This window comes from Pelomonas parva, from assembly GCF_043555835.1.
Taxonomy (GTDB): Bacteria; Pseudomonadota; Gammaproteobacteria; order Burkholderiales; family Burkholderiaceae_C; genus Pelomonas; species Pelomonas parva.
Map to the genome: position 1 here is coordinate 16248 of NZ_JBIGHV010000002.1, position 26351 is coordinate 42598.

Here is a 26351-nt window from a genome sequence, read left to right on the forward strand (position 1 = left end):
TTTGGTGGTGTGGCGCTGCTCTACCCAACGGCGGGTCGCGACCCGCCCTACGGGTTGGTTTTCAATTCGGGCGGCGGTAGTGCTCGGCCAGCACGTCAAAGGCCTGCTTTCGCTGCCCTGTCTCGGAGACCAGCCCTTTTCGGTTCCAGCCGTTCTGGAAGACCGGGTGCTCGCGGCGCGGCGAGCGGAAGTCCTTCAGCACCCAGGGCGACAGGCCGCGCAGGTTGGGGATGCGCGCCAGCATGGCCAGCGTCTCGCGGTAGTACGCGGCCTGGAACTCTTCCGACCATTTCTTCGGCGCGGCGCTGCCGTCGTGATGCCCCGCCAGCGCATCGGCGCCGAACTCGGAGGCGATCAGCGGCTTGTCGGTCGGCAGCGCCCACTTCAGCCGGGCCAGGTCTTCCAGCTTGTCGTCGCCATACCAGCCGGCATAGGTGTTGACGGCCATCACGTCCAGGTGGGCGAGCAGCGGGTCGGCGATCTGTATCGTGTCGCCGTCGCGCTTGACCAGCAGCGCGGCGCTGATCAGGCGGCTGGGGTCCAGCTCGCGCACGGTGGCGGCCAGCGCCGCGTGGAAGCGCGTGCGGTTGTCGGCCACGGGCGTCTCGTTGCCCACGCTCCACATCACCAGCGCCGCGCGGTTGCGGTCGCGGTAGATGGTTTCCGCCTGCTGGCGCTTGGCCTTCAGCAGCACGGCGGGGTTGTCCCAGTCCACCGTCCAGTAGACGGGGATCTCGCTCCACACCAGCAGCCCCAGCTCGTCGGCCGCACGCAGCATGGTCTCGGAGTGCGGGTAGTGCGACAGGCGCACGTAGTTGCCGTTCAGGCCCTGCTTGACCTCGCTGAGCAGCGCGCGGGCGGCGGAGTCGGTCAGGCGGCGGGCCGGGTTGGCGCCCAGTTCCTCCTCGTGGATGGACACGCCGCGCAGCATCACCGGCTTGCCGTTCAGCAGGATCTCGCTGCCCTTGACGGCGATGGTGCGGAAACCCATGCGGTCATCGATGGCGTCAGTGCCACTCGCAAAACGAACCGCGTAGAGCTGCGGCGCTTCGGGCGTCCAGCGCTTCAGCGTGGCCGGTGCGGCGACGTCGAAGCGGGCCTCGCCGTTGGCGTCCGTCGTCGCCTGAGCCTTGATGCCCAGCGCGTTGATCTGCACGTTGACGGGCTGTCCTGCCGCTTGCGCGCCGTTGAGCTGCACGCTGCCCACCAGCCGGCCGGCGTCGGTCAGGCGCAGCGTTGCGTCGTCGATGAAGGTGGCGGGCGTGCGGATGAGCTTGACCGGCCGCGTGATGCCGCCGTACAGGTCCCAGTCGGTGATTTCGCCCGGGATGCTCTGCGCGTCGTGCTTGGAGTCGACGCCGACGACGAGGCGGTTGCCTTGCGCGCGCAGTGCGTCCGTCACCTCCAGCACGAAGGGCGTGAAGCCGCCTTCATGCCGGCCGACTTCCTTGCCGTTGACGTAGACATAGGCGCGGTAGTTGACGGCCTCAAAGCGCAGGAAGCTGCGCTCGCCCGCCTTGGGCGCGGGGATGTCGAAGCGGCGCTGGAACCAGATCAGGCCGTTGTAGTAGCGCAGCTCGGGCTCGGCCGAGTTCCATGCACCGGGGATCTGCATGGCCGGGCCGCGGTCGAGGTCGAACTCGAAGAAGGCCGTGCCGGGCTTGGCCTCCTCGGCGGCGATGTCGAGGTCGCGGTGGCGCTGCATGCGGCTCTTGGCGACCCAGCCGTTGATGTCGGTCAGGCCAGTGCGGTAATAGTCCTTGGAGTAGGTCCAGCGGCCGGACAGGTCTTGCACGTCGGCGCGCTGGCCGGTCAGCAGCAACGGCGGACGCAGGTTGTCGGCGGCGAAGGCGGGCGCCGCGACAAGCGCGAGCAGGGCGAGGAGTCGAGTGATCATGGCTGTACTTCCAGCACGAGGACGGACTTGGCCGGCAGCGTGACATTCAGCGTGCCGTCCTTGGCTTGCGCCTTGAAGGGCTGGGGCTTGACGCGGTCGGGCGCCTCGAAACGGTTCTCGGCGTCCATCGCCGCAGCCGTCAGCAACTGGCCGGTGACGGCGCGCACCCCCTTGCCGCCCACGGCGAGTTGCAGCGGCAGCGCCTGGTTCGGATTGGTGTTGGTCAGGCTCAGCAGCAGCTTGCCGTCCACCCCCTTGGCCGCGCTGGCGCTCACGGCCGGGATGCTGTACTTGCCCAGTGCATAGGTTGGCACACCGCTCAGTTGCACCGGCAGCGAAGTCGCATCCATGAAGGGCAGATGCATCGCGAACGCGTGATACGTGGGCGTCAGCACCATGCGCTCCTTGTCGGTGATGACCACGGCCTGCAGCACGTTGACCATCTGCGCGATGTTGGCCATCTTCACGCGCTCGGCATGGCGGTGGAAGACATGGAAGTGCAGGGCCGCCAGCACCGCGTCGCGCAGGGTGTTGCGCTGCACGAGGAAGCCGGGGTCGGTGCCGGGTTCGGGGTCGTACCAGCTGCCCCATTCGTCGAAGTAGATGGCGAACTTCTTGGCCGGGTCGTTGCGGTCCAGGATCTCGCGGTGCTTGGCGAGGTAGCCGTCGATGGTCTGCGGCACGGCCAGCGTGGAGATCCACTCGCTCTCTGGGAAGCCTATTGCCGCGCCCTTCTTCTTCCAGTCGCGCGTGGGCAGCGAGTACTGGTGGTGGGTGATGGCGCTCATCTGCTTGATCTCGGCGCTCAGCGTCTCGGTCCAGTGCAGCTCCAGCTCCTGGCCGCCGCTGGCGACGAGCTTGGGCCGGTTGCCGCGCGGGGCCTTGGCGAAGGTGGCCCACTGCTTGTACTGGTCGGCGTAGTAGCTCGGCTTCATGTTGCCGCCGCAGCCCCAGCTCTCGTTGCCTATGCCCCAGTACTGGACCTTCCACGGCTTGTCGCGGCCGTTGGCGCGGCGCTCGCGGGCCAGGGCGGTGTCGCCCTCGGCGGTCAGGTATTCCAGCCACTGCGCCATCTCCTGCACGGTGCCGGAGCCGAGGTTGGCGTTGATGTAGACCTCGGTGCCCAGCTGTTCGGCCAGGTCCATGAACTCGTGCGTGCCCACGCTGTTGGGCTCGATGACGCCGCCCCAGCTGGTGTTGACGCGTGGCGGGCGTTGCGACTGCGGGCCGATGCCGTCGCGCCAGTGGTATTCGTCGGCAAAGCAGCCGCCCGGCCAGCGCAGCACGGGCACCTTGATGGCCTTGAGTGCATTCACCACGTCGCTGCGCCAGCCACGCACGTTGGGGATCTTGCTGTCCGTGCCCACCCACAGGCCTTCGTAGATGCCGGCGCCCAGGTGCTCGGCGAACTGGCCGTAGATCTGGCGTGCAATCACGGGGCCGGCTTGGCCGGTCTGGATGTCCACCCTCACCGGCTCGGCCCCCTGGGCGGTTGAGGCGGCAAGGGCGAGCGTGGCGAGCAGGTGTTTCATCGGCATTGGAGGATTTGGAAATCTCTGATCTGCAATCGGCTGGCCGTTGTCCTCAGCGCAAAGAAGCCGTGCAGGCGCGGATTGGGATCGGCGCGTGTAAAGAGTTCGTTGCTGCCGGCATGCCAGCGCAGGTGAACAGCGTTGTCAGGCGTCGGTTGGCGCGAAACAATCTCGACGGTGAGCGGTTGGCCCGCATGCAGACGGGTCTGCGCGGTCATCGGGGCTTCACCCGGCTCGGCGATGGCACCGTCTGCAAAACCCGTTAGCAGCCGGCGCTCGCTGCCGTTGTAGTGGCGCAGCCGCGTGGAGGTGTTGGCGTTGGCGCCGAAGCCCACGTAGTAGGTTGGCAGCGTGTCGTAGCCAGCGAACTTGCCGCTGCGCGGGTAGGGCGGGCTGCCGTCGGCTTCTAGCGCGTTCCAGAACATGTTGAGGTCCGACAGGCGGCCTGAGTGCGGCCCGGCCGTGGCGGGCGCGGGCAGGGCGAGGGCGGTGAAGCGGATGGCGTAGTCGCCGCTCAGCGGCTCGCGCCACCATAGCGACAGGCCGGCAGGTGTGGCGATGTCCAGCACGCCGTTCGCGGCGGTGACGACGGCGCGGGCGTCCTCGGCCTCCAGCCGCCAGCGGGCGAGGCCGGCGCGGAAGTCGTCAGTGGCGACTTGCTCCAGCTTCTTGGGCGCCTCGCACCAGGCCGCTGCAAGCAGCGGCGTAGCGAGGATCAGCCCGCAAAGTGAAAGACGGAGGGCAAGTCCCATTGGCGCGGCTTGTTGTCAGGTTCGACGTCCATCAGCGGGGCCATGTAGTCCCACCAGCGGCGCATGACGGGAAGCGTCGGCAGCTCGTCGATGGGATAGCCCGGCTTGAGCTTCAACACCGCGAACAGGCTCAGCGTGCTCTCGTCCAGGAAGATGGAGTAGTCGTGGATGCCGGCGCCGCGCAGCGCCTCGGCCAGGTCGGGCCACAGCTCGTCGTGGCGCTTCTTGTACTCAGGCACCACGCCGGGTTTGAGCTGCATCTTGAAGGCGCGAATCTCGTCGCTCATCGTCTTGTCTCCTTGTCTTTATTGAACGTCTTGTTCGGCCATGGGCAGGGCCGACACGTCGCGGCGCTGCAGTTCGGCATCGACGCGGCAGTGGGCTGCGGGCAGGCCGGCGATCTGGCAGCTGCTGCCCACGGTGATGGGGGTGCCCAGCTGCAGCTGGCAGCCGTCATCGAAGTGCCAGCCGAGGGCGTCCTGCACGTGGCCGCCGCTCTGCGCTTCGATGGCGATGCCGCGGAAGTCGAAGCGGCGCAGGGGCACCTCGGCCGTCGCATCGACCTCGAACGCGACGCGGGCGCCGCGCGCCGTGAGGCGCTGGATGCGCACGCCCTCGACCCTTGTGCGGCCTTGCTCGCGCGGCACGGGCCGGGCCAGCGCCAGCCAATGCGGCGGGGCGGCGAGCCGCTCGGCGTCGGGGATCTGCGCCTGGCTGTAGGCGGGGTTCCAGTTCATCGTCGCGCGCATGGCGACCGGCACGCCATGCAGGCTCAGGTCGCTGATGGACACGTCCTCGACGAAGCCGCCCCGCGTCGGCGCGCTCTTGAACAGCAGGCCCACAGGCACCGGCGCATGCACGGCGATGCGCTGGGCATTGATGCGGCGCAAGCCGCCGGAGGTCTCGCTGCCGAAGGTGAGGCCCGCAGCGCCTTCGCGGACGATGCAGTCGCTGATGTGGATGTCTTCGCAGACGCGCGCCACACGCAGGCCGTCGGCGTCGCGGCCGGCCTTCAGGCACAGCGCGTCGTCGTTGACGGCGATGTCGGCATGGCGGATGGTCACGCGGCGCGAGGAGTCGATGTCGATGCCGTCGGTGGACGGGCCGTGCGCGTCCTCGTTGTTGCGGATGGTGACGCGGTCGACGGTCACGTCTTCCGAGTAGCAGAGGTGCAGCGTCCAGAAGCCGGAGCGGCGCAGCAGCAGGCCCTCGCCGATGGTGATGCGGGCGGACTCAAAGACCTGCACAAGGCGGGGGCGCTGGCAGTCGTAGTCCGACGCCCAACGCAGGCCGCGTGGCTCGTAGGTCGCGCGCAGCGCCCAGTAGCTGTCCCAGAAGACCTTGCCATCGCCGTCGATGCAGCCTTCGCCCAGCAGGGCCACGTCCTGCTCGCCGTAGATGTTGACGAGCGCCGCCGGCCAGCGCATCTCGATGCCGGCCACGCGCGTGGGCAGCAGGGGGTAGTCGGCCAGGTCGCGCGAGCCCAGCAGCGTGGCGCCGCGTTCCAGGCGCAGCGTCATGCCGCTCTTCAGGAACAGCGCGCCGGTCAGGTAGACGCCGGGGCCCACACGCAACTCCGCGCCCTGCAGAGCCGCCGAATCGATGGCGGCCTGCAGGGCGCGGGTGTTGAGCGTGCACCCGTCACCGAGTGCACCGTAGGCCTGCGCTTGCACGCAAGCCCGCGTCATCAGACGATGCCGCTGCCCGAGGCGCCTGCCTTCGGGGGGCGCTTCACTGCAACGGTTTCGCGGTAGCCGCTGGCGCGATACGCCGCCACCGGATCGACCGCGCCGCCCGAACGCAGGCGGGCCATCGCGAGGATGGGGCTCACGTCGGTGCGGAAGGCCTTCTTCAGCGTCTGCGCGGCCTGCAGCACGTCGTTGCTTTCCTGGAAGCCCGCCAGCGCTGCACGGTCCACCAGCGCGGCCTGCACGAAGGCGCGCTGCACCTCGACGGCGCTGCTCATCAGGCTTTCGATGGGGTCGGTCACGTTGTGCGACTGGTCCAGCATGTACGACGGGTTGAAGCCGGCGCCATCACGGGCTTGCGAATCCGCCAGCTCGTTGAAGATCAGGAACAGCTGGAAGGGGTCGATGGAGCCCGAGTCCAGGTCGTCGTCGCCGTACTTGCTGTCGTTGAAGTGGAAGCCGCCGAGCTTGCCGAACTGCGCCAGGCGGGCAACGATCATCTCGATGTTGGTGTTGGGCGCGTGGTGGCCCAGGTCCACCAGGCACTTGGCCTTCTCGCCCAGCGTCTGCGCGACGGCGAAGCTGGTGCCCCAGTCGGCGATGACGCTGCAGTAGAACGCCGGCTCGAACAGCTTGTGCTCGATGTACATCTGCCAGTCGGCAGGCAGGGCGGCGTAGATGCCCTTGGCACTGTCGATGTAGCGCTCCAGCGCGCCGCGCAGGTTGCTCTGGCCGGGGAAGTTGGCGCCGTCGCCCACCCACACCGTCAGGCCCTTGGAGCCCAGCGTCTTGCCCAGCTCGATGCAGTCGATGTTGTGCTGGATGGCCAGCTCGCGCGAGGCCTGGCTCGTCGACGTCAGGCTGCCGAACTTGTAGGTGTGGGCCTGGCCGGCCTGGTCCTGGAAGGTGTTGGAGTTGACGGCGTCGAAGCCCAGGCCCAGCTCGTCGGCCTGCTGGCGCAGGGCCTTGGGGTCGCTGGGCTTGTCCCACGGGAAGTGCAGCGACACGGCAGGCGTGACACGGGTCAGCTGGTTGATGACGGCGCAGTCTTCCAGCTTCTCGGTCACGTCACGCGGCTCGCCCTTGCCGGGGAAGCGCGCGAAGCGCGTGCCACCGGTGCCCGCGCCCCAGCTGGGCACGGCCACGGCGAAGGTCTGGGCCTTGGCGGTGAGGGCCTCGATGTCCACGCCGCGGCGGGACAGCATGCCGCCCAGCGCGTCGTAGTCGGCCTGCAGCTCGGCGCGCTGCTTGGCGTTGTGTTGCTCGACCTGGCCGGCGTCGATGATGTGCTTGGTCATGGAAATCTCCTGCCTCAACGGGTGAACGCGGCGGCATTCCCCGCGTCGACGTTGAGGATGTTGCCCGTGCTCTTGCCGGACTTGTCGCTGGCCAGGAAGTACACCGCTTCGGCGATGTCCTCGGGCAGCACGCTGAGCTTGAGCATGCTGCGCTGACGGTAGAACTCTTCGATGTTGTCGCTGTCGATCTTGTTCGACGCGGCACGCTCTTCCTTCCACTTGCCGTCCCAGATGCGCGAGCCGCGGATGACGGCGTCGGGGTTGACGACGTTGACGCGCACGCCGACCGACGCGCCTTCCAGCGCGATGCAGCGGGCCAGGTGGATCTCGGCTGCCTTGGCCGTGCAGTAGGCCGATGCACCGGCGGAGGCGACCAGGCCGTTCTTGCTGGCCACGAACACCATGGAGCCGCCGGTCTTCTGCTGCTTCATCAGGCGGAAGGCGCCACGGCCGACCAGGAAGTAGCCCGTCACCAGGATGTCCTGGTTGCGCTGCCAGATTTCCAGCGTCGTGTCTTCCAGCGGCGCGGCCGAAGCGATGCCGGCGTTGGACACGAGGATGTCCAGGCCGCCGAAGCGCAGCGCGGTGGCCGACAACACGGCCTCGACTTCAGCTTCGGACGTGATGTTGCCCTGCACGGTGGCGATGGCGTCCTTGCCGCCGACCTTCAGCAGGTTGGCCTTGGCTTCTTCCAGCGCGCCGGCGTCGATGTCGGTCAGCATGACGCAGGCACCTTCCTGCAGCAGCTGGCGGGCGACGGCCTGGCCGATGCCACCGGCACCGCCGGTGACCAGGGCCACGCGGCCGGCCAGGCTCTTGGGCTTGGGCATGCGCTGCAGCTTGGCTTCTTCGAGCAGCCAGTACTCGATGTCAAAGGCTTCCTGCTCGGGCAGGCCGACATACTTGTCGACGCCATTGGCGCCGCGCATCACGTTGATGGCGTTGATGTAGAACTCGCCGGCGATGCGGGCCGTGGCCTTGTCCTTGGCGAAGGACAGCATGCCCACGCCCGGGATCAGGTAGATGATGGGGTTGGCATCGCGCACGGCCGGGCTGGTCGGGCGCTTGCAGCGTTCGTGATAGGCGCGGTAGTCGGCGCGGTAGGCTTCCAGCGCGGCATCCAGGCCGGCCAGCACGGCGTCGACATCGGGGTTGCTGGGGTCGAAGTCCAGCACCAGCGGGCGGATCTTGGTGCGCAGGAAGTGGTCGGGGCAGGAGGTGCCCAGCGCGGCCAGCTTCTCCAGGTCGTTGCTGCCGACGAACTCCAGCACCGCGGCGCTGTCGTTGAAGTCGCCCAGCTTGCGCTCGTCGGCGCTGATGCGGCCGCGCAGCGCGGGCATGAGCTTGGCGGCAATGGCGGCGCGCTGCTCGGCGGCCAGCGTCACGGTCTTCACGCCGCCGAACACCGGCTGCTTGATGTTCTCGTTGAGCCACTGCTCGGCCAGGCGGATCATGTCCAGCGTGATCTCGTAGCAGCTCTTGGCGGTGTCACCCCAGGTGAACAGGCCGTGGCCTTCCAGAATGATGCCCTTCAGGTTGGGCTGCGACGTGGCCAGCGCTTCGAGCTTCAGGCCCAGGTCGTAGCCGGGGCGCTGCCAGGGCAGCCAGCCCAGCTGGCCGCCGAAGATCACTTCGGTCAGGCGGCGGCTGTCGGCGCAAGCTGCGATGGCGATGATCGCGTCCGGGTGCATGTGGTCGACATGCGCCTTCGGGATATAGGCGTGCAGGGGGGTATCGATACTCGCGGCGCGCGGGTTCAGGTTGAACGTGCAGTGCGGCAGGTAATCCACCATCTCGTCTTCATGCTCCAGGCCGCGATAACGCTTCTTCAGCGCATTCAGCTTGTCCATGTAGAGCGTGGAGAAACCATCGAGCTTGATGGAACCCAGGTCTCCGCCCGAACCCTTGACCCACAGCACGTCGACATCGTCGCCGGTCAGGTGGTCGCGCATCTTGACCTTGGCCGAGGTATTGCCGCCGCCGAAATTCGTCACGCGCAAATCAGAGCCCAGCAGATTTGAGCGATAGAGCAGCAGCTCCGGTTCGCTCAATTTGGCCGCCACGGCGTCGTCCCACTTGGAGACAATGGGAGTTTGCGCAGGGGTTTGGGAATTTGCAGTCATCAGCTTGCCTGTATTCAGTCGGTATTCGTCACCTCGGCCGCAGCGTGCGGCCCGGCGCCCGTCGTTCGCGGGTCAGCGGAACGCAGTGTGAAGCGAAACGCCAGCCCATGCTCGGGGGCGGCTCAGGAAATCAAAAGGATGAGCGAAAGCGCGTGGCTCCCTGGCTTCGCTCACGAAACGCTCACGGCCGTGAGCGTTTTCTGATTGACCTCGGCGAGCGACTGACGTAACCTGCACTTGAAACGGTGTTTCACCCAGACTCTGATCGATTCTGAGCTTGGGTGAGCAGGCACCGGCGGCCGGTGCCTTCGCCCACCGGCCGTGCTCAGGCGACCGGCCTTCAGCCAGGCTGCCGAACGCAAGCGACGCCCGCCCCGGCAATGCAATCGAGGGTTGGGTGACATAACGACGAGACAACGGTCGCCGCCCTCACGGCAGGTCGCCCGATAAAGGTGTTCCTCATGATCAATCACAAGCGTCACAAGCGTCTGCTCAAACTCCTTGACGAGCGCGAGCACGCCAGCGTCCAGCAATTGATGGAATGGTTGTCGGCCTCGGCCGCCACCGTGCGCCGGGATATTTCCTGGCTGGCCACCAAAAACCAGCTGACGCGCACCCGCGGCGGGGCTCAAAGGCTTGAGCAGAAGAAAAAGTCATATACGCTGAGCAGCGAGACTTTTCAAAACAACGCGCAGCAGAATACTGCCGCCAAGCGCGCCATCGCCCGGTATGCCACGTCGATGTGCAATAACGGCGAAACCATCATCATCAACGGTGGCACCACCACCTTCATGATGGCGGAGTTTCTCGTCGAGAAGCAGCTGAAGATTCTCACCAACTCCTTCCTGATGGCCGAGCGCCTGCTCGTCACCAGCGACAACGAGATCATCCTGCCCGGCGGCAAGGTCTACCGCGAGCAGAACGTCATCCTCAGCCCGTTCGAGAACGACGTCGCCCAACACCACTACGCCGCCAAGATGTTCATGGGCGTCTACGGCCTGTCCATCCTGGGCCTGATGGAGGCCGACCCGCTGCTGATCCAGGCCGAGAAGCGCCTCATCGGCCAGGCCGAGCAACTCGTCGTGCTGGTGGACAGCTCCAAGTTCGCGCGCAAGGCCGGCCTGGTGCTGTGCGGCCTGAACCGCGTGTCCACGGTCATCACCGACACCGGCGCGTCCGACAGCGCCGTGCAACTGCTGGAGCACTACGGCGTGCGCGTCATCACCGTGGAGCCCGAAGCCGTGGACCCCCGCGTGATGGAGGCCTCGGCGATGAGCTCGCGTGACTACGCGGCGGTGCTGGAGTCCGGCGCCTATCCCCACGCGGTGTTGCACTCTTGAGCGCACCGGCCGGAGATCGGGTGTCAGGAACCGTCGTCCTCGACATCGGCAAGACCAACGCCAAGCTGACGTTGATCGATACGGCGGGCAAGACGCTCGCGGAGGCGCGCACGCCCAACACCGTGCGCCGCATAGCGCCCTACCCGCACCACGACACCGAGGGGCTGTGGAAGTGGATGCTGGTGCAGCTGCGCCAGATGTCGGCGCTGGCGGACATCCGCGCCATCGTGCCGGTCACGCATGGCGCGACGGCGGCGCTGATCGACGACGCGGGCCTGGTGTTGCCGGTGCTGGACTACGAGCACGTGCCCGGCGACGCCGCTGATGCAACGCGTTATGCGGCGCTGCGGCCTTCGTTCGAGGAGAGCGGCTCGCCGCAGTTGCCTGCCGGCCTCAACCTCGGGCGCCAGCTGGAGTGGCTGCAGGCGCAGTTCCCGGCGGAGTTCGCCCGCACTCGGCAGGTGCTGATGTACCCGCAGTACTGGGCCTGGCGCTTCAGCGGTGTCGCGGCCAGCGAGGTCACTTCGCTGGGTTGCCACACCGACCTGTGGCGGCCGAGCGAGGGTGCGTGGTCGTCATTGGTCGAGAGCCAGGGTTGGCAAGGCCTGTTCCCGCCGCGTCGCGATGCCTGGGCGCGGCTGGGCACGCTGCGGCCCGAGCTGGTGGCGGACACCGGGCTGCCCGCAGACTGCGAGATCGTCTGCGGCATCCACGACAGCAATGCCTCGCTGCTGCGCCATCTGCTGACGCTGCAACGTAGCGGGCCTTGCACGGTGTTGTCCACCGGCACCTGGGTCATCGCGGCGGCGCTGGGTTCGGCGACCAAGCCGCTGGTCGAGGCGCAGGACATGCTGGCCAACTGCGATGTCTTTGGCGACGCGGTGCCCTGCATGCGCTTCATGGGCGGGCGGGAGTTTGGCTCGATCGCGGGGACGCAGCCGGCGACGTTTGTTGCGGCGGATGTGGAGAAGTTGATTGCACGGCAGACGATGGCCTTGCCTTGCTTTGCCGAGACGGGCGGGCCTTTTGCCGGTCGTATCGGGCGCGTCGATGGCGCCGTGCCGGAGACCGACGCCGAGCGCGCGGCGCTGGCGACCTTGTACGTGGTGTTGATGACGGACTACTGCCTGTCGTCGTTGGGCGCCAGTGGTCGCGTGGTCGTCGAAGGCGCCTTCACGGCGAATCCGTGGTTCGGGCCGTTGCTGGCGGGGCTTTCTGAAGGGCGTGACGTGACGGTGTCGGATGACAGCAGCGGCACGACTTGCGGCGCCTGGCTGCTGGATGCCTGGGGCAGCGAAGCCGGGGCGGCTGCGGCGCCGGTCGTGGCGTGGGAGCCGGCGGGATGGCGGGGGTATCGGGACGCTTGGCGGTTGAGGTCGGGCGCGGTTTAACTTACGGGGGCTTTGTGGCAAGGCCCAGCCGGGATTTCGTCCCGGCGGCCGACTCACTTTTTGCGCCGCCAAAAAGTAAGCAAAAAGCTCTCCCCTGCAAAACCGGCCCTGCGGGCTCCCCTGCGATGCTCAAAGCCCAGGGCCGCGCCGAACTCACTTCGCTACGCTCCGTTCAGACAAGCGTCGCGAGTCAGTTCTTGAAGTGCGCTGCGCGCACGCCCTGGGCTTCTGCGCTTCTCGGCGGTTTTGAAGGGGAGGCCCCGGAACAGCCGAACAGCCGTGTAGGGCGGGCCATGACCCGCCAGCATCGGTGCAAGGCATGCAAACGGCGGGTCGCGACCCGCCCTACACCGGTCGGCACATCAGCCGCTTCAACGACAAAGGGCCGGCCTCTTGCGAGACCGGCCCTTCTGACTTGCGTGGGCGAAATCAGCCGCGCTTGCGGCGATGTGCGCCCAGCAGGCCCAGCCCGGCCAGCGACGCCAACGCCAACGACCCCGGCTCCGACACCGTGAACGCCCTCACGCTGTCGATCGCCGGTGTGCTGTAGCCGCTGTTGTCACTGGCGCTGTCGAAGGCGAAGACGCGCACTTCGGTGAAGCCCGCCATGTCGCTCAGTCCCAGCACATCGCCGATGCCTGCTGCGCCCAGCGAGACCTTGCCGCTGCCGGTCAACGCACCGTCCAGCCAGGTCTGCCACAGCACATGGATGTTGAGGTAGCCGGAGTCGACGGCGAACTCGATGCCGTGGAGCGTGGGGCCTTCGCTCTTGATGGACAGGTAGGCATTCGTCCCCGCCGTGGCGAAGTAGTTGCCCGAGAAGGACTCGCTGTACTTCTGACCGGCCGGCACATCCACGCAGACTTCGCCGGCATAGCCGCAGCCGCCGTTGTCGTTCGCGAAGCCGGTGTGCGTGAACATCAGGCCGCCTTCGGACCAGGGGCTGTCCAGGTTGGTGTTGGCCGCGAAGTCGGCGGTATAGGTCAGGTGCTTCGCACCCGGCGTGGCGCTGCCGAAGCCGGTGGTCTGCACGACGGCGGCGGTGGCGGGCGCAGCGATCAGTGCGGCGATAACAGAAAGAAGCTTGGTTTTCATGATGGTGTGGTGATCTCTGTTGTATTCGGGCCAAGCGCCGGGCCGCTCCCAAGCCGGCCCGCGATGGCGATGTGCATGCGGCTCAATGCCGCAGGCATCGCCGTCCCCTCGGGGGACCGACTGGGCTGGCCCGCGTTCAGCGCGGCCAGACCAGGCGAGGGGCCTCAGTTCACGGCGACCAGGTCGATCGCGTCAAAGGACAGACCCGGGCTCAGGAAGTTGTCGCCGCCCGTGCCGCTGGCGATGTTGATGGTCAGCGTGTTGGTACCGACGACGAGCTGGCTGGCCGGGATGTCGAAGCTGTAGGTGCGGTTGAAGCCGCGATAGGTGCCCACGGTCAGGTTGCGCGACACCTTGGGCGGCGCCGGTGGGATACCCGAGGACCAGCTGTTGACCGTCACCACGGGCCGGGCGCTGTTGAAGTCCGCCGTCACGCCCAGGCGCAGCCGCAGAGCTGCGGTGTTCTGACCGCGCCTGAGCACGAAGCGCACCTGCAGGCCGTTGTTGTGCTTCTGCCATTGGTAGGCCGGCCAGTGCATCGCGGGGTTGGACTGACCCACCACGAAGGGGGCCACCGTCCACGGCGCCATGCGCACGTCGCTCGGGTGCATGAAAGTCAGCTTGTCGCCGTTGATGAACTCCTGCGGCGTGCCGTCCCAGCGGCCGATGCGCCACAGCGCTGGCGTGGTCTCGGGGTCGGCCGTGATGGCCACCGGGTTCATCGCGTAGTTGGCATTGGCGGTGACCGTGACCGACCCTGTCTGCACAGCGAGCTCGCCCTTGTAGACGGTCATCGTGTACTCGCCCGGCAGCATGCCGGTGGCCGTGAAGCGGCCGTCCACGGGGTCGGCATCGGCCCAGTACTGCGCCTGCGCGTTGGCAAAACCCACCGTGTAAGGCAGGCCCGCCAGGCGACCCGTCAGGCCCGCGCCGCTGACCGAGCCTCGGCCCACCGGCGGCACATAGCCCACCAGGCCCACCTGGCCGTACCAACTGGTGTCAGGTCTTGCCGTCGGCGCCGTGCCGTCGTTGAAGATCATCGTGTACGTGTTCAGCACGTTCAGGCGGAAGGGCTCCGTCTTCGCCTCGCCGTAGTTGACGATGTAGGTCAACTCGTTGGTGGTGCTGGTGATCTGCTGCAGCAGGCTGCGGTAGAACGGGCCGCTGGAGCCGCCTTCGTTGTTGTCGCGCCAGAACCAGATGCCCACGCCGGGTCCGCTGCCGCCGACGAACTCCCAGTCCTTCAGACGGCGGTTGGCGTAGTGCTTGGAGCGGGTCTGGCCAGCGCGCGGGTCGGTGCTCGGGAAGCCGAACACATCGCTGGCTTCGATGGAACCGCTGGTGCCGCGCAGGTCTTCGGCCCAGAAGCTCTGGCCGCCGTAGTTGATCAGGCCGCCGGCGGCGTGCGCCGGGCCGCCGTTGGGCAGCTTGGAGACGGGGATGCGGGCGATGAAGCGCACCAGGCCGTGCACGTCGGGCTGCTCGGTGAAGTGCGTGCCCATGTGGATGTTGGTCTCACCTCGCTTCACCACGTAGTAGTGCGTCAGCACGCCGCCCTTGGTGCTGGTGCTGGTGAGGGTGACGCGGATGTAGTCGGTCGCGTTGACGACGCCTCGGTTGACGGTGGAGGCAGGAATGACGGTGCCGTCGGCATTGACGGCTTCCACCTTCAGGCCCACGGCGCCGACGCCGGTGTACAGCCAGTCCGCACCGGAGTTGAGCTGTGTGCCACGCGACGGGTCGGCGTATTCCACGCCCTTGTAGACCATGCTGGAGATGTCGCCGATGGCCGTGGTGCTGCTGGCGTCCCAGCCGCGCACCTTGAACACCAGGCCGCCATCGGTGTCGATGATGTACTGCGGCCGGGCCGCGTTGTTGCTGTCGTGGACGGTGGTGATGCTGAAGGCTGCCATCGCTGCAGGTGTTGCTGCAGCGAGCAGGCCTGCGGCCAGCCAGCGCGCCAAAGGCAGGCGCGTGCTTGTCGTGTTCATGAAGTCTCCTGGTCTTGTGTCGTTGTTCACGGTCTGAGGCTTTGCGCTCAGCCGGGGCGGACTCTAGGGAGGGGACTGCCGCGCGGGTGGTCAATCGCTTGAGCGTTTCATGCAGGTACGGTGCGAGGCAGCCGAGCGATAACCGCACACGATCGCATTGGCGCTCCGGGCGCTTAAATGGCCATGTCTCCTCCTGCATCGGAAGGACGCCGACCCCGGGTTGCCCCCAAGTTTGTGGCTCGCGTCGGCGCGGCCAGCGCCTAAGGTCAAAGGCCACCACTTGATTCAAGGGAGCCCCTCATGGCCACTTCACCCAACCCCGCACGCCGCGCCGCGCCCGACGAGGCCGCGCAAGCGCCGCGCTATGCCTTCCACTACTGCAATGTGCGCCCGGGCTTGCCGGCTGCGACCGGGCCGCTGCTGTCCGGCGAACGCGCCGCCGCCATCAACACGATGCGCGACAAGTGGCTGAACGGCACCGAGCTGACCTACTACTTCTACGACAAGCCCGGCGACGGCCAGAACGTGCTGCTGGCCGACGGCAGCAGCCGCTTCGTGCCCTGGGCCGGGCCGGCCGAGCAGAAGCAGGCGGTGCGCAAGGCCTTCGACGTCTGGGCCAAGCTGGGCCTGGGCGTGCGCTTCAAGGAGGTGGCCAGCCGCGAGCAGGCGATGGTGCGGATCGGCTTCATGGCCGGTGACGGCAGTTGGTCCTACCTCGGCCGCGCGGTGCGTGACGTGGCGGCCGGCGAGCGGACGATGAACATCGGCTGGGACGTGACGCGGGACCTCGACACCGCCGTCCACGAGATCGGCCACACGCTGGGCTTCAACCACGAGCACCAGAACCCCTTCTCCGGCATCGTCTGGGACGAGGAGAAGGTCTATGCCGCGCTGGCTGCGCCGCCCAACAACTGGTCGCGGCAGAAGACGCACTTCAACATCCTGCGCAAGCTCGACGAGTCCACCGTCGAGGGCACCTCGTGGGACCCGGACTCGGTCATGCACTACCCCTTCGGCGCCGGGCTCATCCAGCAGCCGGCCAAGTTCCGCGTCGAGCCGCTGCAGCCGGCCGGTGGGCTGTCTGCGCGCGACGTGGCCCAGGTGCGCAAGATCTACCCGGCGCAGCCGCCGGTGGAGGAGTTGAGCGACCTGGTGCTGGCCGAGTCACGCCGGCTGAAGATCGCGGCCGGCCAGCAGATCGACCTGCGCATCGCACCGCCGCGCACGCGCAACTACCAGCTCGCGACTTTCGGTGAGTCCGACACGCTGCTGGCCTTGTTCGAGGACGTGGCCGGCGAGCTGAAGTTCCGTGGCGGCGACGACGACAGCGGCGAGGACCGCAACGCGCAGATCAAGCTGCGGCTGCAGCGCGGGCGGCGCTATGTGTTGCGGGTGCGGATGTATTACGCAGCGGCCGCCGGTGAGACCGCCGTGATGTGGTGGTAGGAGCCTAGACCCGGCAGTCGACCGCTTGCTACACATCGAAAGTCTCGGCGACTAAAGACCGTGCGCACCTGTCGACCATCACCACTTCGGTGACCACCGCTGCACGCCCGCTGGTCTGGCGCTTCGAGCCGCTGGCTGCGTTGCTTCTCCTCGTGGGCATCAGCCCACTTCGTCGGCGCGCCTTGCCACCGGCCCGCCTCGCCATGCCGGAGCGAGACGCTCCGTCCTTCGGCAGGCACAAGCAGTCCTCAGGACTCCTTGTGTCCGGCCTCAGCCCCTCGGGCATGCCCGACTGCCGGATCTAGGCTCTACTTGATCAGCGCCTGGTAGGTCAGGTTGCGCACGCGCAAGGCCAGGGTGGAGTTGCCAGCCGGGCGCAGCTGCGTCATCAGCAGGATGATGAGGCGCTCCTTCGGGTCCACCGTGTACTGCGGGAAGTAGGCGCTGCCCCAGCCGAATGCGCCTTCGCTGCCCAGCTCCCTGAAGCCACCCGTCTTCACGTTGACCCAGAAGCCCAGGCCGAAGCCGTCCGCGTCGCCGCGCGACTTGTCGCGCAGGTGGTCGGCCGTCATCAGCGCCACCGTCTTGGGCGCCAGCACGCGCACGCCGTCCAGCTCGCCCTTGTTCAGCAGCATCTGCAGGAAGCGTGTGTAGTCGCCCGCCGTGGACACCATGCCGGCGCCGCCGGACATGAGCTTGCGCGGGCCGTTGACGAAGTCGCTCTTGGCAGATGTCTCCATCAGCTTGAGCTGCCCGCCCTCCAGGCCGTAGACATTGGCCAGGCGCGCCACCTTCTCGGGCGGCACCGAGAAGCCGGTGTCGGGCATGCGCAGCGGGTCGGTGATGCGGGCCTTGATGAACGCATCCAGTGGCTGGCCGGACACGACCTCGACCAGGCGGCCCAGCACATCGGTCGCATAGCCGTAGATGAACTGCTCGCCCGGGTGGCTCTGCAAGGGCAGGGCGGCGAAGCGGTTCGTCCATTGCTCCAGCGTCTCGTCGTTGCCGACGAGATACCAGTCCTTCATGCTCGCTGCCTCGTAGGCGGCCTTGGCCGGGCCGGCGCCGTAGCTCATGCCGGACGTGTGGGTCAGCAGGTCGTGGATGGTCAGCGGCCGGCGCGGCTTCTCGGTGCCGCCGTCCGCCTTGGCGACCTGGACGTTGGCGAAGGCCGGCAGGAACTTGGCGACCGGGTCCTTCAGCAGGAAGCGGCCTTCTTCGTACAGGATCATGACCGCGACCGAGGTCAGCGCCTTGGTCATGGAGGCGATGCGGAAGATGGTGTCCGTGCGCATCGGCTGGGCGTTCTCGATGTCGCGCTGGCCAAAGGCCTTGAAGACGACCGGCTTGCCGTCGCGCAGCACGGCCATCACGCCGCCGGCCAGCTGCTGCCTGGCGATCTGCTCGTCAATGGCGGCGTCCAGGCGCTTTAGGCGCTCGGGGGAGAAGCCTTGCGCGTTGACGGCTGCGGTGGCCTTGGGCGGCGCGGCGCTCGTGAGGGGCGCGTGGGTCAGCGCGGCGCAGGCCAGCGCCAGGGCGAGAACGTGGAACTTCATGCGGTTTGGGTGTTCTTCAATCGCCCAGCGGGCGTTGCTGCGTGAAACCCGGGCTGGTGGCCACGCGGTACTGCTCGGGCGGCTGCGGCTTGCTCGGGTCAATCGGGCCGAGATCATCCCTCAGCTGCGCCGCCACCGGCACGCCGGCCTGCCTCAGGCCCAGTGCCACCAAACGCGCCAACTGATCGGCGCCGTAGTTGTTGTGGTGGGTGTTGTCGATCTTGCCGGCGTTGATCGGGTGCGCCGCCTTGGAACGCTCGACGCCCAAGGCCGCATAGAACTGCTGGCTCATCGCATTGAGGTCGATGAAGGCCAGCTTCATGTCCTTGGCCACGGCGCGCGCGGCGTCGGCGTACTCCAGCAGGCTGGGCTTGAGGCGGCCCTCGGCGTCGAAGTTGCGCCGCTCCATCGACGACATCACCACCGGCACGCCGCCGCGCGCCAGGATGCGCTCGGCATGCGTGCGCAGTTCGGCCTTGTAGGTCTCGGCGTTGCCGCTGCCGTCCTTCTGCTGCTTCTGGTCGTTGTGGCCGAACTGCATTAGCACCGTGTCGCCGGGCTGCAGCTGCGACAGGATCTTGTCGATGCGCCGGCGCGAGAGCGAGTCGCGGAAGGTCTCGCCCGACTGAGCATGGTTGGCCACGGCCACGGTCGGCTTGAACAGGGCGGTGAACATCTGGCCCCAGCTGCTGTAGGGCTCGCGCGACTGGTCGGCCACCGTGGAGTCGCCCAGCAGGAAGATGGTCGGCACGTTCACCGGCTCGATGACGAGCTTGCGCAGCGCGGGCTGGCTGCCGTTGATCTCCAGCGTGATGCGCTGGTCCCAGGCCCAGATCTCGTCCTTGGTTTCGCGCGGGGCCTTGAGCTTGACGACGCCGGCTTCGATGCCGGGCGCCGCAGCGATGTTGGCCGTGCGCACGTTGACGACGAAGCTGCGAGTCTGCATGGCTCCGGCGGGCACCTGCACGCCGTCCAGCATCAGGCGGCGCAGCTCGGCCTTGATCGTCGTGTCGCTGGCGGTGGGGCCGCCCAGCGTGGCCGTGACGCGGTAGTTGCCCTCGGCGGGCACATCTACCGTGAAGAAGCTCGGCTGGCCAGCCGCGTTGCGCGGTGCGCCGGGCTCGAAGCCGCTGCCGCGCTCGCGGCTGTAGGTGGGCTCGGGCGTGGTGGCGAGGTCAAAGTTGAGCGCGTTGGCGGCTGCGGGCGGCGGCGAAGCACAGCCACTGAGGTACAGAGGCGCGCTGAGGAGCAAGGGGAGAAGCAAGCGCATGTGTCAGTCCCTCACGGCCGGGTCGGGTTGTCCTGCGGCGTGTGCAGCGTGGAGTCTGCGACGTGGCCGCTGCCTCGACCCCACAGCTTGTCGTAGGGCCAGCCGGTCAGGTCTTCGACGATCTTGCGGTTCTCGTCCGTCTCGGCCTCGGTGGCGCCGTTGCGCAGGCGCTCGACCTCGTGCACCAGCACCGCATGCGTCTTGGCGTTGAGGCGGAACGACCAGGATGCGATGGCGCCCAGCACCAGCATCAGCAGCGGCCCGCCGACCATCAGCGCGGTGACGGTCTGCACGGCCTCGGCGCTTTGCACGACGACCTCGCCCGGCTTGGTCTTGATGTAGCCGCCCCAGTCGATGATCCAGCCGCTGGCCATGATGGCGGCGCTCTGGGCCAGCTTGCGCACCAGCGTCATCACGCCGGCGAAGATGCCTTCGCGGCGCTGGCCGGTGACGGCCTCGTCGACGTCGGGCAGGTAGTTGTAGACCGACCAGGGCACGAAGTTCAGCGTGCCGCGGCCGAGGCCCGCCAGCACGATGGGAATGAACAGCCAGAACAGCAGGCTGAGCGAGAACTCGGGGCGCGTCGGGTCCAGCGAGGCGAAGACGCTGGTGCCCAGCGCCTTGAAGCCCGCGTCGAAGCCCTCGGGTCGCACCAGATAGAAGACGGCATACAGCAGCAGCGCGGCGCCGAACAGTGAGGCGGCCAGCCGGTAGGCCAGCACGGGGCCGGTGCGGATGACGATCTGGATGGCCACCATGACCGAGACCAGCTGGGCCACGTACATGACTGTCATCAGCTGCGAGATGACGAGCGTCGCGCCCATCAGCACCGTCGCGACGAAGAAGGCGAAGGCGCTGTTGAAGATGTCCTGCGACAGATAACCGCCCAGGTAGATGGACAGGTGCTGGCGGAAGGCGCGGATCTTCAGCGTCGAGAACAGGTCGCGGAACATCTTGACCGGGATGGCCAGCGCCGCCTTTAGGTTGAAGCCGCCATAGGTCTGCGACATGACGGCCTGTTCACGCGTGCCATAGGGTCGCTCCCAACTCGTCAGCACGACGATGGTGACGACGACCGAGAAGATGCAGCCGAAGATCGCCGCCATCCAGAAGAAGGTGTCCGGCGAGTCCTTGCCGCCGAAGTGGCTGATCAGCAGCGTGGGCAGGTAGGACGCCAGGATGGCCGAGCTTTGCGCCACGATCATGCGGGCGCCGGCGAACTTGGCCTTCTCCTTGTAGTCCTTGGTCATCTCGGCTGCCAGCGTCTCCCAGGGGATGAGAAACATCGTGTACAGCAGCTCGAAGAAGATGAAGACGAGCAGGTAGTAGTAGAAGGTGTGGCCGGTGCGGAAGATCAGCGCGAAGCTGGGCAGCAGCGGGATGGTGATGAGCAGGAAGATCTTGCGCCGGCCGATCTTGCGGCCCACCCAGGTGTGGCGCAGGTTGTCGGACACATAGCCGATCAGCGGGCAGGTGATGGCCTCGATCAGCCGTGGCAGGCCCAGCACCATGCCGGCCTCGGCGGCGCTGAGGCCGCAGAAGGTCGTGAAGAAATAGAACAGCCAGCCGGTGATGACGGCCTGGGCACCGGCGCCGAGCATGTCGCCGGAGCCCCAGCCCCAGTAGTTGATCCAGGTGGGTTGGCGGGCGGCGGGGTGGAGGTTCTTTTGCATCACATCTTCTTGGATGAAGGGTGTAGGGCGGGTCGCGACCCGCCGTTTGGTGGCGGCTGGCCGCCCGTGTTGGCGGGTCGCGACCCTCCCTACAGGGTTTAGATGAAGCGGACCAGCAGCTCACCCATCGCGAGCAGCGCCATGGCCTGGCCGAAGGGCATGGACGTCAGCGGGATGTCCTTGTATTCCTGCAGCGTGTTGAACACCGGCGTGCCAAAGCTCACCTGCGTCAGCTCGCCCGCGTCGTTGATGTGCTTGCGCACCGCCAGCGCCGCCTTCACGCCAAAGGCCTCGTAGTCCTTGGAGATGTAGCCCTTGCGGACGGCCTTCAGGATGCCGTAGGCAAAGCCCGCAGAAGCTGCCGCCTCGTCATACGAGGTCGGGTCGTCCAGCAGCGTCGGCCACAGGCCCGACGGCGACTGGAACTGCGCCAGGGCCTTGACCTGCGCCTCCAGCGTGGAAACCAGGTGCTGACGGAAGGCGTCGCCCTCGGGCAGGTTCAGCAGTTCGAGGAACTCAGGGATGACGATGGTGACCCACGAGTTGCCACGCGCCCACAGCGCATTCGCGAAGTTGTGGCGGCCGTCAAAAGTCCAGCCGTGGAACCACAGCCCCGTCTTGCGGTCGGCGAGGTACTTGATATGGACGAGGAACTGGCGCTTGGCTTCCTCGACGTAGTGCGGGCGGTTCAGCAGCAGGCCGAACTTGGCCAGCGGCAGCACTGACATCATCAGCGTGTCGTCCCACATCTGCTGATGGTTGACGCTGTTGTAGACGATGTGCTGGAAGCCGCCTTCCTCGGTGCGGGGCAGCTCGTGGTAGACCCACTCGGCCCAGCGGTCGATGTAGGGCAGGAAGCGGCGGTCGCCGGTGCGGTCGAACAGGTAGGCCAGCGTCAGGAAGGGCGCCACCGTGTTGATGTTGCGGCTGGGCATGCCCTCCTTGAAGCGCGCCTCGAACCAACTGGTCATGATGTCCCAGGCCTTGCGGTCGCCCGTCAGCTCCCAGACCTTGTAGACGCCGTACAGGCCCACCCCGTGGGTCCACTCGAAGCCGTTCCAGCCCTTGGTGTCCAGCACGCGGCCGTCGTCCAGGCGCAGCAGGAACTTGCCGTCCTTGTCCTCGATGTTGATGAGGTTGTGGATCAGCCGGTCAATGGCGCCGCGGATGTCGTCACGGTCCGCGCCGAGGTGTGCCGTGTGGTGGGCCAGCAGCGGATGGATCTTGGAAGAGTCGACGGGCTTGAGGATCTGGTTGGACATGGTGTTGTCTCTCTCGGGTACTGCTTGGGTAAAGAGGTCAGCGCTGCAGGTTGCGCGGCTGCGGCACCGGCTCCAGCGGCACGCCGCCACGGGCCACGGCCAGCGGCACCAGGCGCACGGCCTCCAGCGCGTTGGCTGCCGCGCCATCGGTCGTGACGGCCAGGGTCAGCGTGTTGTCGCCGTTGGGGTTGAGGATGCCCGGCGGCAGCACGAACACGCGCTGCGGGCCGATGTGGGCGATGAACTGGCCCATGTTCCAGCCGTTGACGAAGATCAGCGCGCGGTTCTCCACCTCGGAGCGCGGCTTGCTCGTGTCGCCGAAGGCCAGGCCCAGCTGCACGTCATGGCCTTGCGGCATGTCCAGCTTGAAGGTCGTGCGCAGCCAGTAGGTGCCGGGTGCGGGCGGGGCGGCATTCGGTGTCGTGCTGTCCCAACCTTGCTGTGGCTTGGCCGGGTCGACGGGCAGGTGCCAGCCCATGCGCTCGCCATGCAGGCCGCCGCTGTTCATCGGGCCGCGCACCAGGTCGGCGATGTCCTCGCCGCCCTTGTTGCCCTGGATCTTCCAGGCGATGGGCGTACCGAAGCGCGTACCGCCCTTGGGCGTGAGGGAGGCGGAGATCAGGCCACGCGCCTCCTTGTGCACGTCGTCGGCGAACAAGTCCCAGTTGTGCGAGTTGTTGCGCACGACGACGGCGATGACGTGCTCACCCGGTGCCAGGTCCTTCAACGTCTGGCGGAAGGTGTCGGTCGTCTCGGGGAAGGGTCGGCCGGTGTCCAGGTCTTGCTGGCCGATGAACTTGCCGTCCACCCAGACCTGGATGACGCCCGCGCCGCCACCGCCGAAGAACAGCTCCAGCTGCAGCGGCTTGGCCTCAAGCGTCTTGAAGCGGCCGCGGTACCAGACATCGCCATGGTGGAAGCCGTAGTCGCTCATCGCCAGCACCGGCTGGCCCTTGTCGGTGGCGGTGTAGACGTTGGCGGCCGAGACCGGCGCGTCGGTCTTGCGCCAGGCGCTGTCGTCGAACTTCGGGTCGGCTTCGAGCGAGTCGAAGCGGCGCGTCCAGGCGGTCTTCGCCAGGTCGGGCAGCGTGACGGCGTCGGGGCCGGCCAGCGTGGCGCGGGCGACGAGGCTGCTGTCTTGAGCGCTCGCCGCGACCGCCTGGCCGTTGAAGCTCAGTCCGGTGATGCCTTCGGGCACCCAGGCGCGCAGGCTGCTGGTCTGCGTCGTGTCGCCGGTCAGCGCCAGCGTCTTGCCGTTGATGGCGGCGGTGCGGACCAGCGCCGGGCTGCGCACCAGCACGACCTGCTCGCCGACCTTCAGGCGCGAGAACTCCCAGCCGGTCTTCTCGTCGGCCAGCAGCAGCAACAGCGGCGCGCGGCCACCGCCGCTGATCAGCACCTCGATCAATCCCTTGTGCGCATAGTTCAGGCGCAGGTCGCCGCTCTTGGCGTCCCAGTTCACTTGCGCGTTGCCGCGCAGGAACTTCACGGTCGGCTTGGCCGAGTAGCGCAGCACCGTCTCGCCGTCGTCACCGTCTCGCCCGTACAGCAGCGCCACATCGCGCGGGCCTTGCTGCAGGTGGGTCTGGATCTCCGACGTGGAATAGACCAGGTGCTGGCGCTCCATTGCATACGAGGCCAGCAGCATCTTGGCGTCCTGGCCGGTCAGCGTCAGCTTGCCGGCCTGCGGGATGGCGTAGCTGCCGTCACGCGTCTGCAGCTTGATGTTGAAGGCCTCGGTGCCGCTCAGGTGGTTGTGCTGGGCCAGCAGCACGTGGGTGCCCAGCGCCTTGTTGATGTTGTGATACAGCCGGATCTTGGCGTTGCCCGGGTCGATGGGCTCGGCCTTGTCCTGCGCCGCCAGCACCGGCGTGGCGGCCTGCACGAAGCTGCCCATCTGCCTGAGCACATAGGCCTTGTCGCGCATCACGCGGCTCTCGTTGATGGGCGAGCCGTAGTCGTAGCTGGTGTAGACCACCGGGCCCGCCAGCCAGCCCCAGCTGGTGCCGCCGAACGCCATGTAGATGGAGTGGATGGTCAGCGAGTTGATGAGGCTTGACCCATAGAACACGCGCTGATAGCCCGGGCCTTGGCGCTTGGCGGTGCACTCATAGGTGCCGTTAGAACCCCAGTAGTCGAACCAGCCCGCGCCGATCTCGGCCACGAAGCCCGGCGTGTTGGGCGAGGCCAGCGAGCCGACCTTGGGGAAGTTCTTGCCGTAGATGCCCCAGTCGGGCGCCGGTGCGGGCGTGCCGGGCGTGCCGAACACGTCGCAGACGCCGCCGGGATAGCCGTCGAAGGCGTAGATGTCCGTCGGGCCGGGGTTGGCGAAGGGCGCGGTGGAGGTCTTGGGCGTCCAGTCCGGCAGGCGCGACGCGGCGTTGTGGAACAGCGGCACGGTGATGCCATCGGCGCGCGCCTTGTCCGCCAGGTGCTGCATGTGGCGGATGTTCTTCGGGTTCACCGCGAACAGCTCGTTCTCCAACTGGTAAGCCACGATGTTGCCGCCGCCGTTGGTGATCTGGTGGCGCGCGAGGATGGCGTTGATCTGCGTCATCCATTCGTCGGTGGCGGCCTGGTAGTCGGCGGCGTCGGTGCGGGCCTCGGCGCGCTGGCGCAGCAGCCAGCCGGGGAAGCCGCCGGCGGTCAGCTCGGCATTGACGTAAGGCCCCATGCGGGCGATGACGTACATGCCCTCTTCCTTGGCGATCTCCAGCGCGCGCTCGACGTTGCGGATGCCCGTGAAGTCGTAGTGGCCCGGCTTGGCCGAGTGGTAGCCCCAGGCGAAGTAGAAGGCCACCGTGTTCAGGCCCGAGGCCTTCATCTTCTGAAGCACGTCGCGCCACAGCGCGGGCGAGGGCAGGCGGAAGGGGTGGAACTCGCCGCCGAAGATCATCTCGCGCTTGCCGTCGATGATCAGCGAGTGGCGGTCCCAGGCGATCTTCTTCGGCTTGGCTTTCGGGGCGGTGGCGCGCTCCAGCTGCGCGGTGTCTTCCGAGATGACGGTGAAGTGGCGCACGGTGCCCGACACGCCGCCCAGTTCCTTCTTGGCCGTCCAGGTCTGGAAGCCGTCGAAGCTGTCCGAGTACCAGTAGCGCTTGGTCGTGTACTCATCGAAGTAGATGCGCCAGCCCGGCTTGCCGTCCGCGCCCTTGATGGGCACCAGCGCCTGGCCTTCGGTCCAGTTGCCCCAGCCGGCCCAGTCGCCGGTCTTCTGCAGCGTCCAGGGGCCGTCCAGCGACGGCGCGGTGGCCAGCTCGATGTGCTTGGTGGTCTCGTTCTTTGTGAACGCGGTGTAGCGGCCGCCGTCCAGCACGACGAAGGTGTCGATGAAGTTCTTCTCCAGCCCCTGCATGGGCACGGGGTCGGAGAACTTCGTGAAGCTCGCGTCCAGCGCCTTCACGTAGTAGGCGGCGAACGGGCCCTTGGTGCCGGTCTTGGACAGGCTCATGACCAGCTTCAGGCTGCCATCCGCGTCGCGGAACCATTCGGGCGCCCAGACGTTCGTGACGCCGGGGAGCTTGACACTCACGTCGCCCACGTGCGTCCAGCTCTTCAGGTCGGCCGACTTGGCGATGCCGAAGGAGGAGCCGTCCCAGTTGGTCGTGTAGGCGATGTAGTACAGGCCGTCGGCCGCGCGGATGATGGACGGGTCGCGCAGCAAGTCCTTGGGCGGCTGGTACGCCTCCGAGGCCAGCGACGTGAACGTGACGCCGTCGGTGGACGAGAACAGGCTCAGCTTGTTCTGCGACGTGGCCATGAAGGCCGACATCAGGAAGGTCTTCTCGCCCTTGACGACCGGCTTGACCGGCAGCGCCGGCGTGCTGACGGCGGTGGGCGGTTGCTGGCCGGGCAGGTCCTGCGCCTGCACGGTTGCACAAAGCAACAGGGCGGCCAGCGAGACCAACCGGAGGGCGGAGCGGGGCGACAAGGCGGAAGCAGCAGGCATGAGCGGACCGGGAGTGCGGGGAGCTTCCGGCAGTTTCACCCGGTTCCATGCCGGCAAAAAATCAAGCGCGTGCGAGAAACCGGCGTCA

At 67.3% G+C, this 26351-nt stretch carries 17 protein-coding genes; 3 read left to right on the forward strand and 14 right to left on the reverse strand.

The window, feature by feature from the left end; genetic code table 11:
• Nucleotides 1-61: 61 nt before the first annotated feature.
• Genes ACG00Y_RS04000 through ACG00Y_RS04030 form a run of 7 tightly spaced genes read right to left on the reverse strand, consistent with a single transcriptional unit; the run spans nt 62 to nt 9290 of the window.
• Nucleotides 62-1897: a glycoside hydrolase family 2 protein gene (locus ACG00Y_RS04000; protein WP_394476216.1), complete on the reverse strand. Its 1836-nt coding sequence runs from the start codon at nt 1895-1897 to the stop codon at nt 62-64.
• Nucleotides 1894-3429 carry an alpha-N-arabinofuranosidase gene (locus ACG00Y_RS04005; RefSeq protein ID WP_394476217.1) on the reverse strand — a complete coding sequence of 512 codons (1536 nt, stop codon included), beginning with the start codon at nt 3427-3429 and terminating at the stop codon, nt 1894-1896. The genes ACG00Y_RS04000 and ACG00Y_RS04005 overlap by 4 nt, the downstream gene beginning before the upstream one ends.
• Nucleotides 3426-4181: a DUF6250 domain-containing protein gene (locus ACG00Y_RS04010; RefSeq protein ID WP_394476219.1), complete on the reverse strand. Its 756-nt coding sequence runs from the start codon at nt 4179-4181 to the stop codon at nt 3426-3428. The genes ACG00Y_RS04005 and ACG00Y_RS04010 overlap by 4 nt, the downstream gene beginning before the upstream one ends.
• Nucleotides 4145-4468: an L-rhamnose mutarotase gene (locus ACG00Y_RS04015; protein ID WP_394476220.1), complete on the reverse strand. Its 324-nt coding sequence runs from the start codon at nt 4466-4468 to the stop codon at nt 4145-4147. The genes ACG00Y_RS04010 and ACG00Y_RS04015 overlap by 37 nt, the downstream gene beginning before the upstream one ends.
• A gap of 18 nt (nt 4469-4486) precedes the next feature.
• Complete coding sequence (locus tag ACG00Y_RS04020) at nt 4487-5869, reverse strand: glycoside hydrolase family 28 protein (protein ID WP_394476222.1); 1383 nt, start codon at nt 5867-5869, stop codon at nt 4487-4489.
• Nucleotides 5869-7167 carry an L-rhamnose catabolism isomerase gene (gene rhaI / locus ACG00Y_RS04025; protein ID WP_394476223.1) on the reverse strand — a complete coding sequence of 433 codons (1299 nt, stop codon included), beginning with the start codon at nt 7165-7167 and terminating at the stop codon, nt 5869-5871. Before rhaI ends, ACG00Y_RS04020 begins: the two co-directional genes overlap by 1 nt.
• Before the next feature lie 14 nt (nt 7168-7181).
• Nucleotides 7182-9290 (reverse strand): bifunctional rhamnulose-1-phosphate aldolase/short-chain dehydrogenase, encoded by a 2109-nt coding sequence (locus ACG00Y_RS04030; protein WP_394476224.1) that lies wholly within the window; start codon nt 9288-9290, stop codon nt 7182-7184.
• A 461-nt stretch (nt 9291-9751) separates the two neighbouring features.
• Here ACG00Y_RS04030 and ACG00Y_RS04035 point away from each other — a divergent pair, with 461 nt between their 5' ends.
• The gene (locus tag ACG00Y_RS04035) at nt 9752-10630 is read left to right on the forward strand and encodes a DeoR/GlpR family DNA-binding transcription regulator (RefSeq protein ID WP_394476225.1); all 879 of its coding nucleotides are present in this window, start codon (nt 9752-9754) and stop codon (nt 10628-10630) included.
• 20 nt (nt 10631-10650) lie between these two features.
• Nucleotides 10651-12021, forward strand: a complete 1371-nt coding sequence (locus ACG00Y_RS04040) for an FGGY-family carbohydrate kinase (protein WP_394476227.1) — start codon at nt 10651-10653, stop codon at nt 12019-12021.
• Between the two features lie 429 nt (nt 12022-12450).
• Here ACG00Y_RS04040 and ACG00Y_RS04045 read toward each other — a convergent pair whose 3' ends face one another.
• Together ACG00Y_RS04045 and ACG00Y_RS04050 are read right to left on the reverse strand one after the other, a co-directional pair.
• Nucleotides 12451-13116 carry a hypothetical protein gene (locus ACG00Y_RS04045; protein ID WP_394476228.1) on the reverse strand — a complete coding sequence of 222 codons (666 nt, stop codon included), beginning with the start codon at nt 13114-13116 and terminating at the stop codon, nt 12451-12453.
• Between the two features lie 164 nt (nt 13117-13280).
• On the reverse strand, nt 13281-15107 hold the full coding sequence (locus tag ACG00Y_RS04050) for a rhamnogalacturonan lyase B N-terminal domain-containing protein (RefSeq protein ID WP_394476230.1): 1827 nt from the start codon (nt 15105-15107) through the stop codon (nt 13281-13283).
• Between the two features lie 300 nt (nt 15108-15407).
• Here ACG00Y_RS04050 and ACG00Y_RS04055 point away from each other — a divergent pair, with 300 nt between their 5' ends.
• Nucleotides 15408-16553 (forward strand): M12 family metallopeptidase, encoded by a 1146-nt coding sequence (locus ACG00Y_RS04055; RefSeq protein WP_394476232.1) that lies wholly within the window; start codon nt 15408-15410, stop codon nt 16551-16553.
• A gap of 308 nt (nt 16554-16861) precedes the next feature.
• Here ACG00Y_RS04055 and ACG00Y_RS04060 read toward each other — a convergent pair whose 3' ends face one another.
• From ACG00Y_RS04060 to ACG00Y_RS04080, 5 genes are all read right to left on the reverse strand, one after another.
• Entirely contained in the window at nt 16862-18109 is a 1248-nt protein-coding gene (locus ACG00Y_RS04060; protein ID WP_394476234.1) for a serine hydrolase domain-containing protein, read from the reverse strand.
• Between the two features lie 16 nt (nt 18110-18125).
• Entirely contained in the window at nt 18126-19379 is a 1254-nt protein-coding gene (locus ACG00Y_RS04065) for a rhamnogalacturonan acetylesterase (RefSeq protein WP_394476236.1), read from the reverse strand.
• An 11-nt stretch (nt 19380-19390) separates the two neighbouring features.
• Complete coding sequence (locus ACG00Y_RS04070) at nt 19391-21052, reverse strand: MFS transporter (protein WP_394476237.1); 1662 nt, start codon at nt 21050-21052, stop codon at nt 19391-19393.
• A gap of 98 nt (nt 21053-21150) precedes the next feature.
• Complete coding sequence (gene bglB / locus ACG00Y_RS04075; protein WP_394476239.1) at nt 21151-22314, reverse strand: beta-galactosidase BglB; 1164 nt, start codon at nt 22312-22314, stop codon at nt 21151-21153.
• Nucleotides 22315-22351: 37 nt separating this feature from the next.
• Complete coding sequence (locus ACG00Y_RS04080) at nt 22352-26263, reverse strand: beta-galactosidase (protein WP_394476241.1); 3912 nt, start codon at nt 26261-26263, stop codon at nt 22352-22354.
• Nucleotides 26264-26351: the final 88 nt, after the last annotated feature.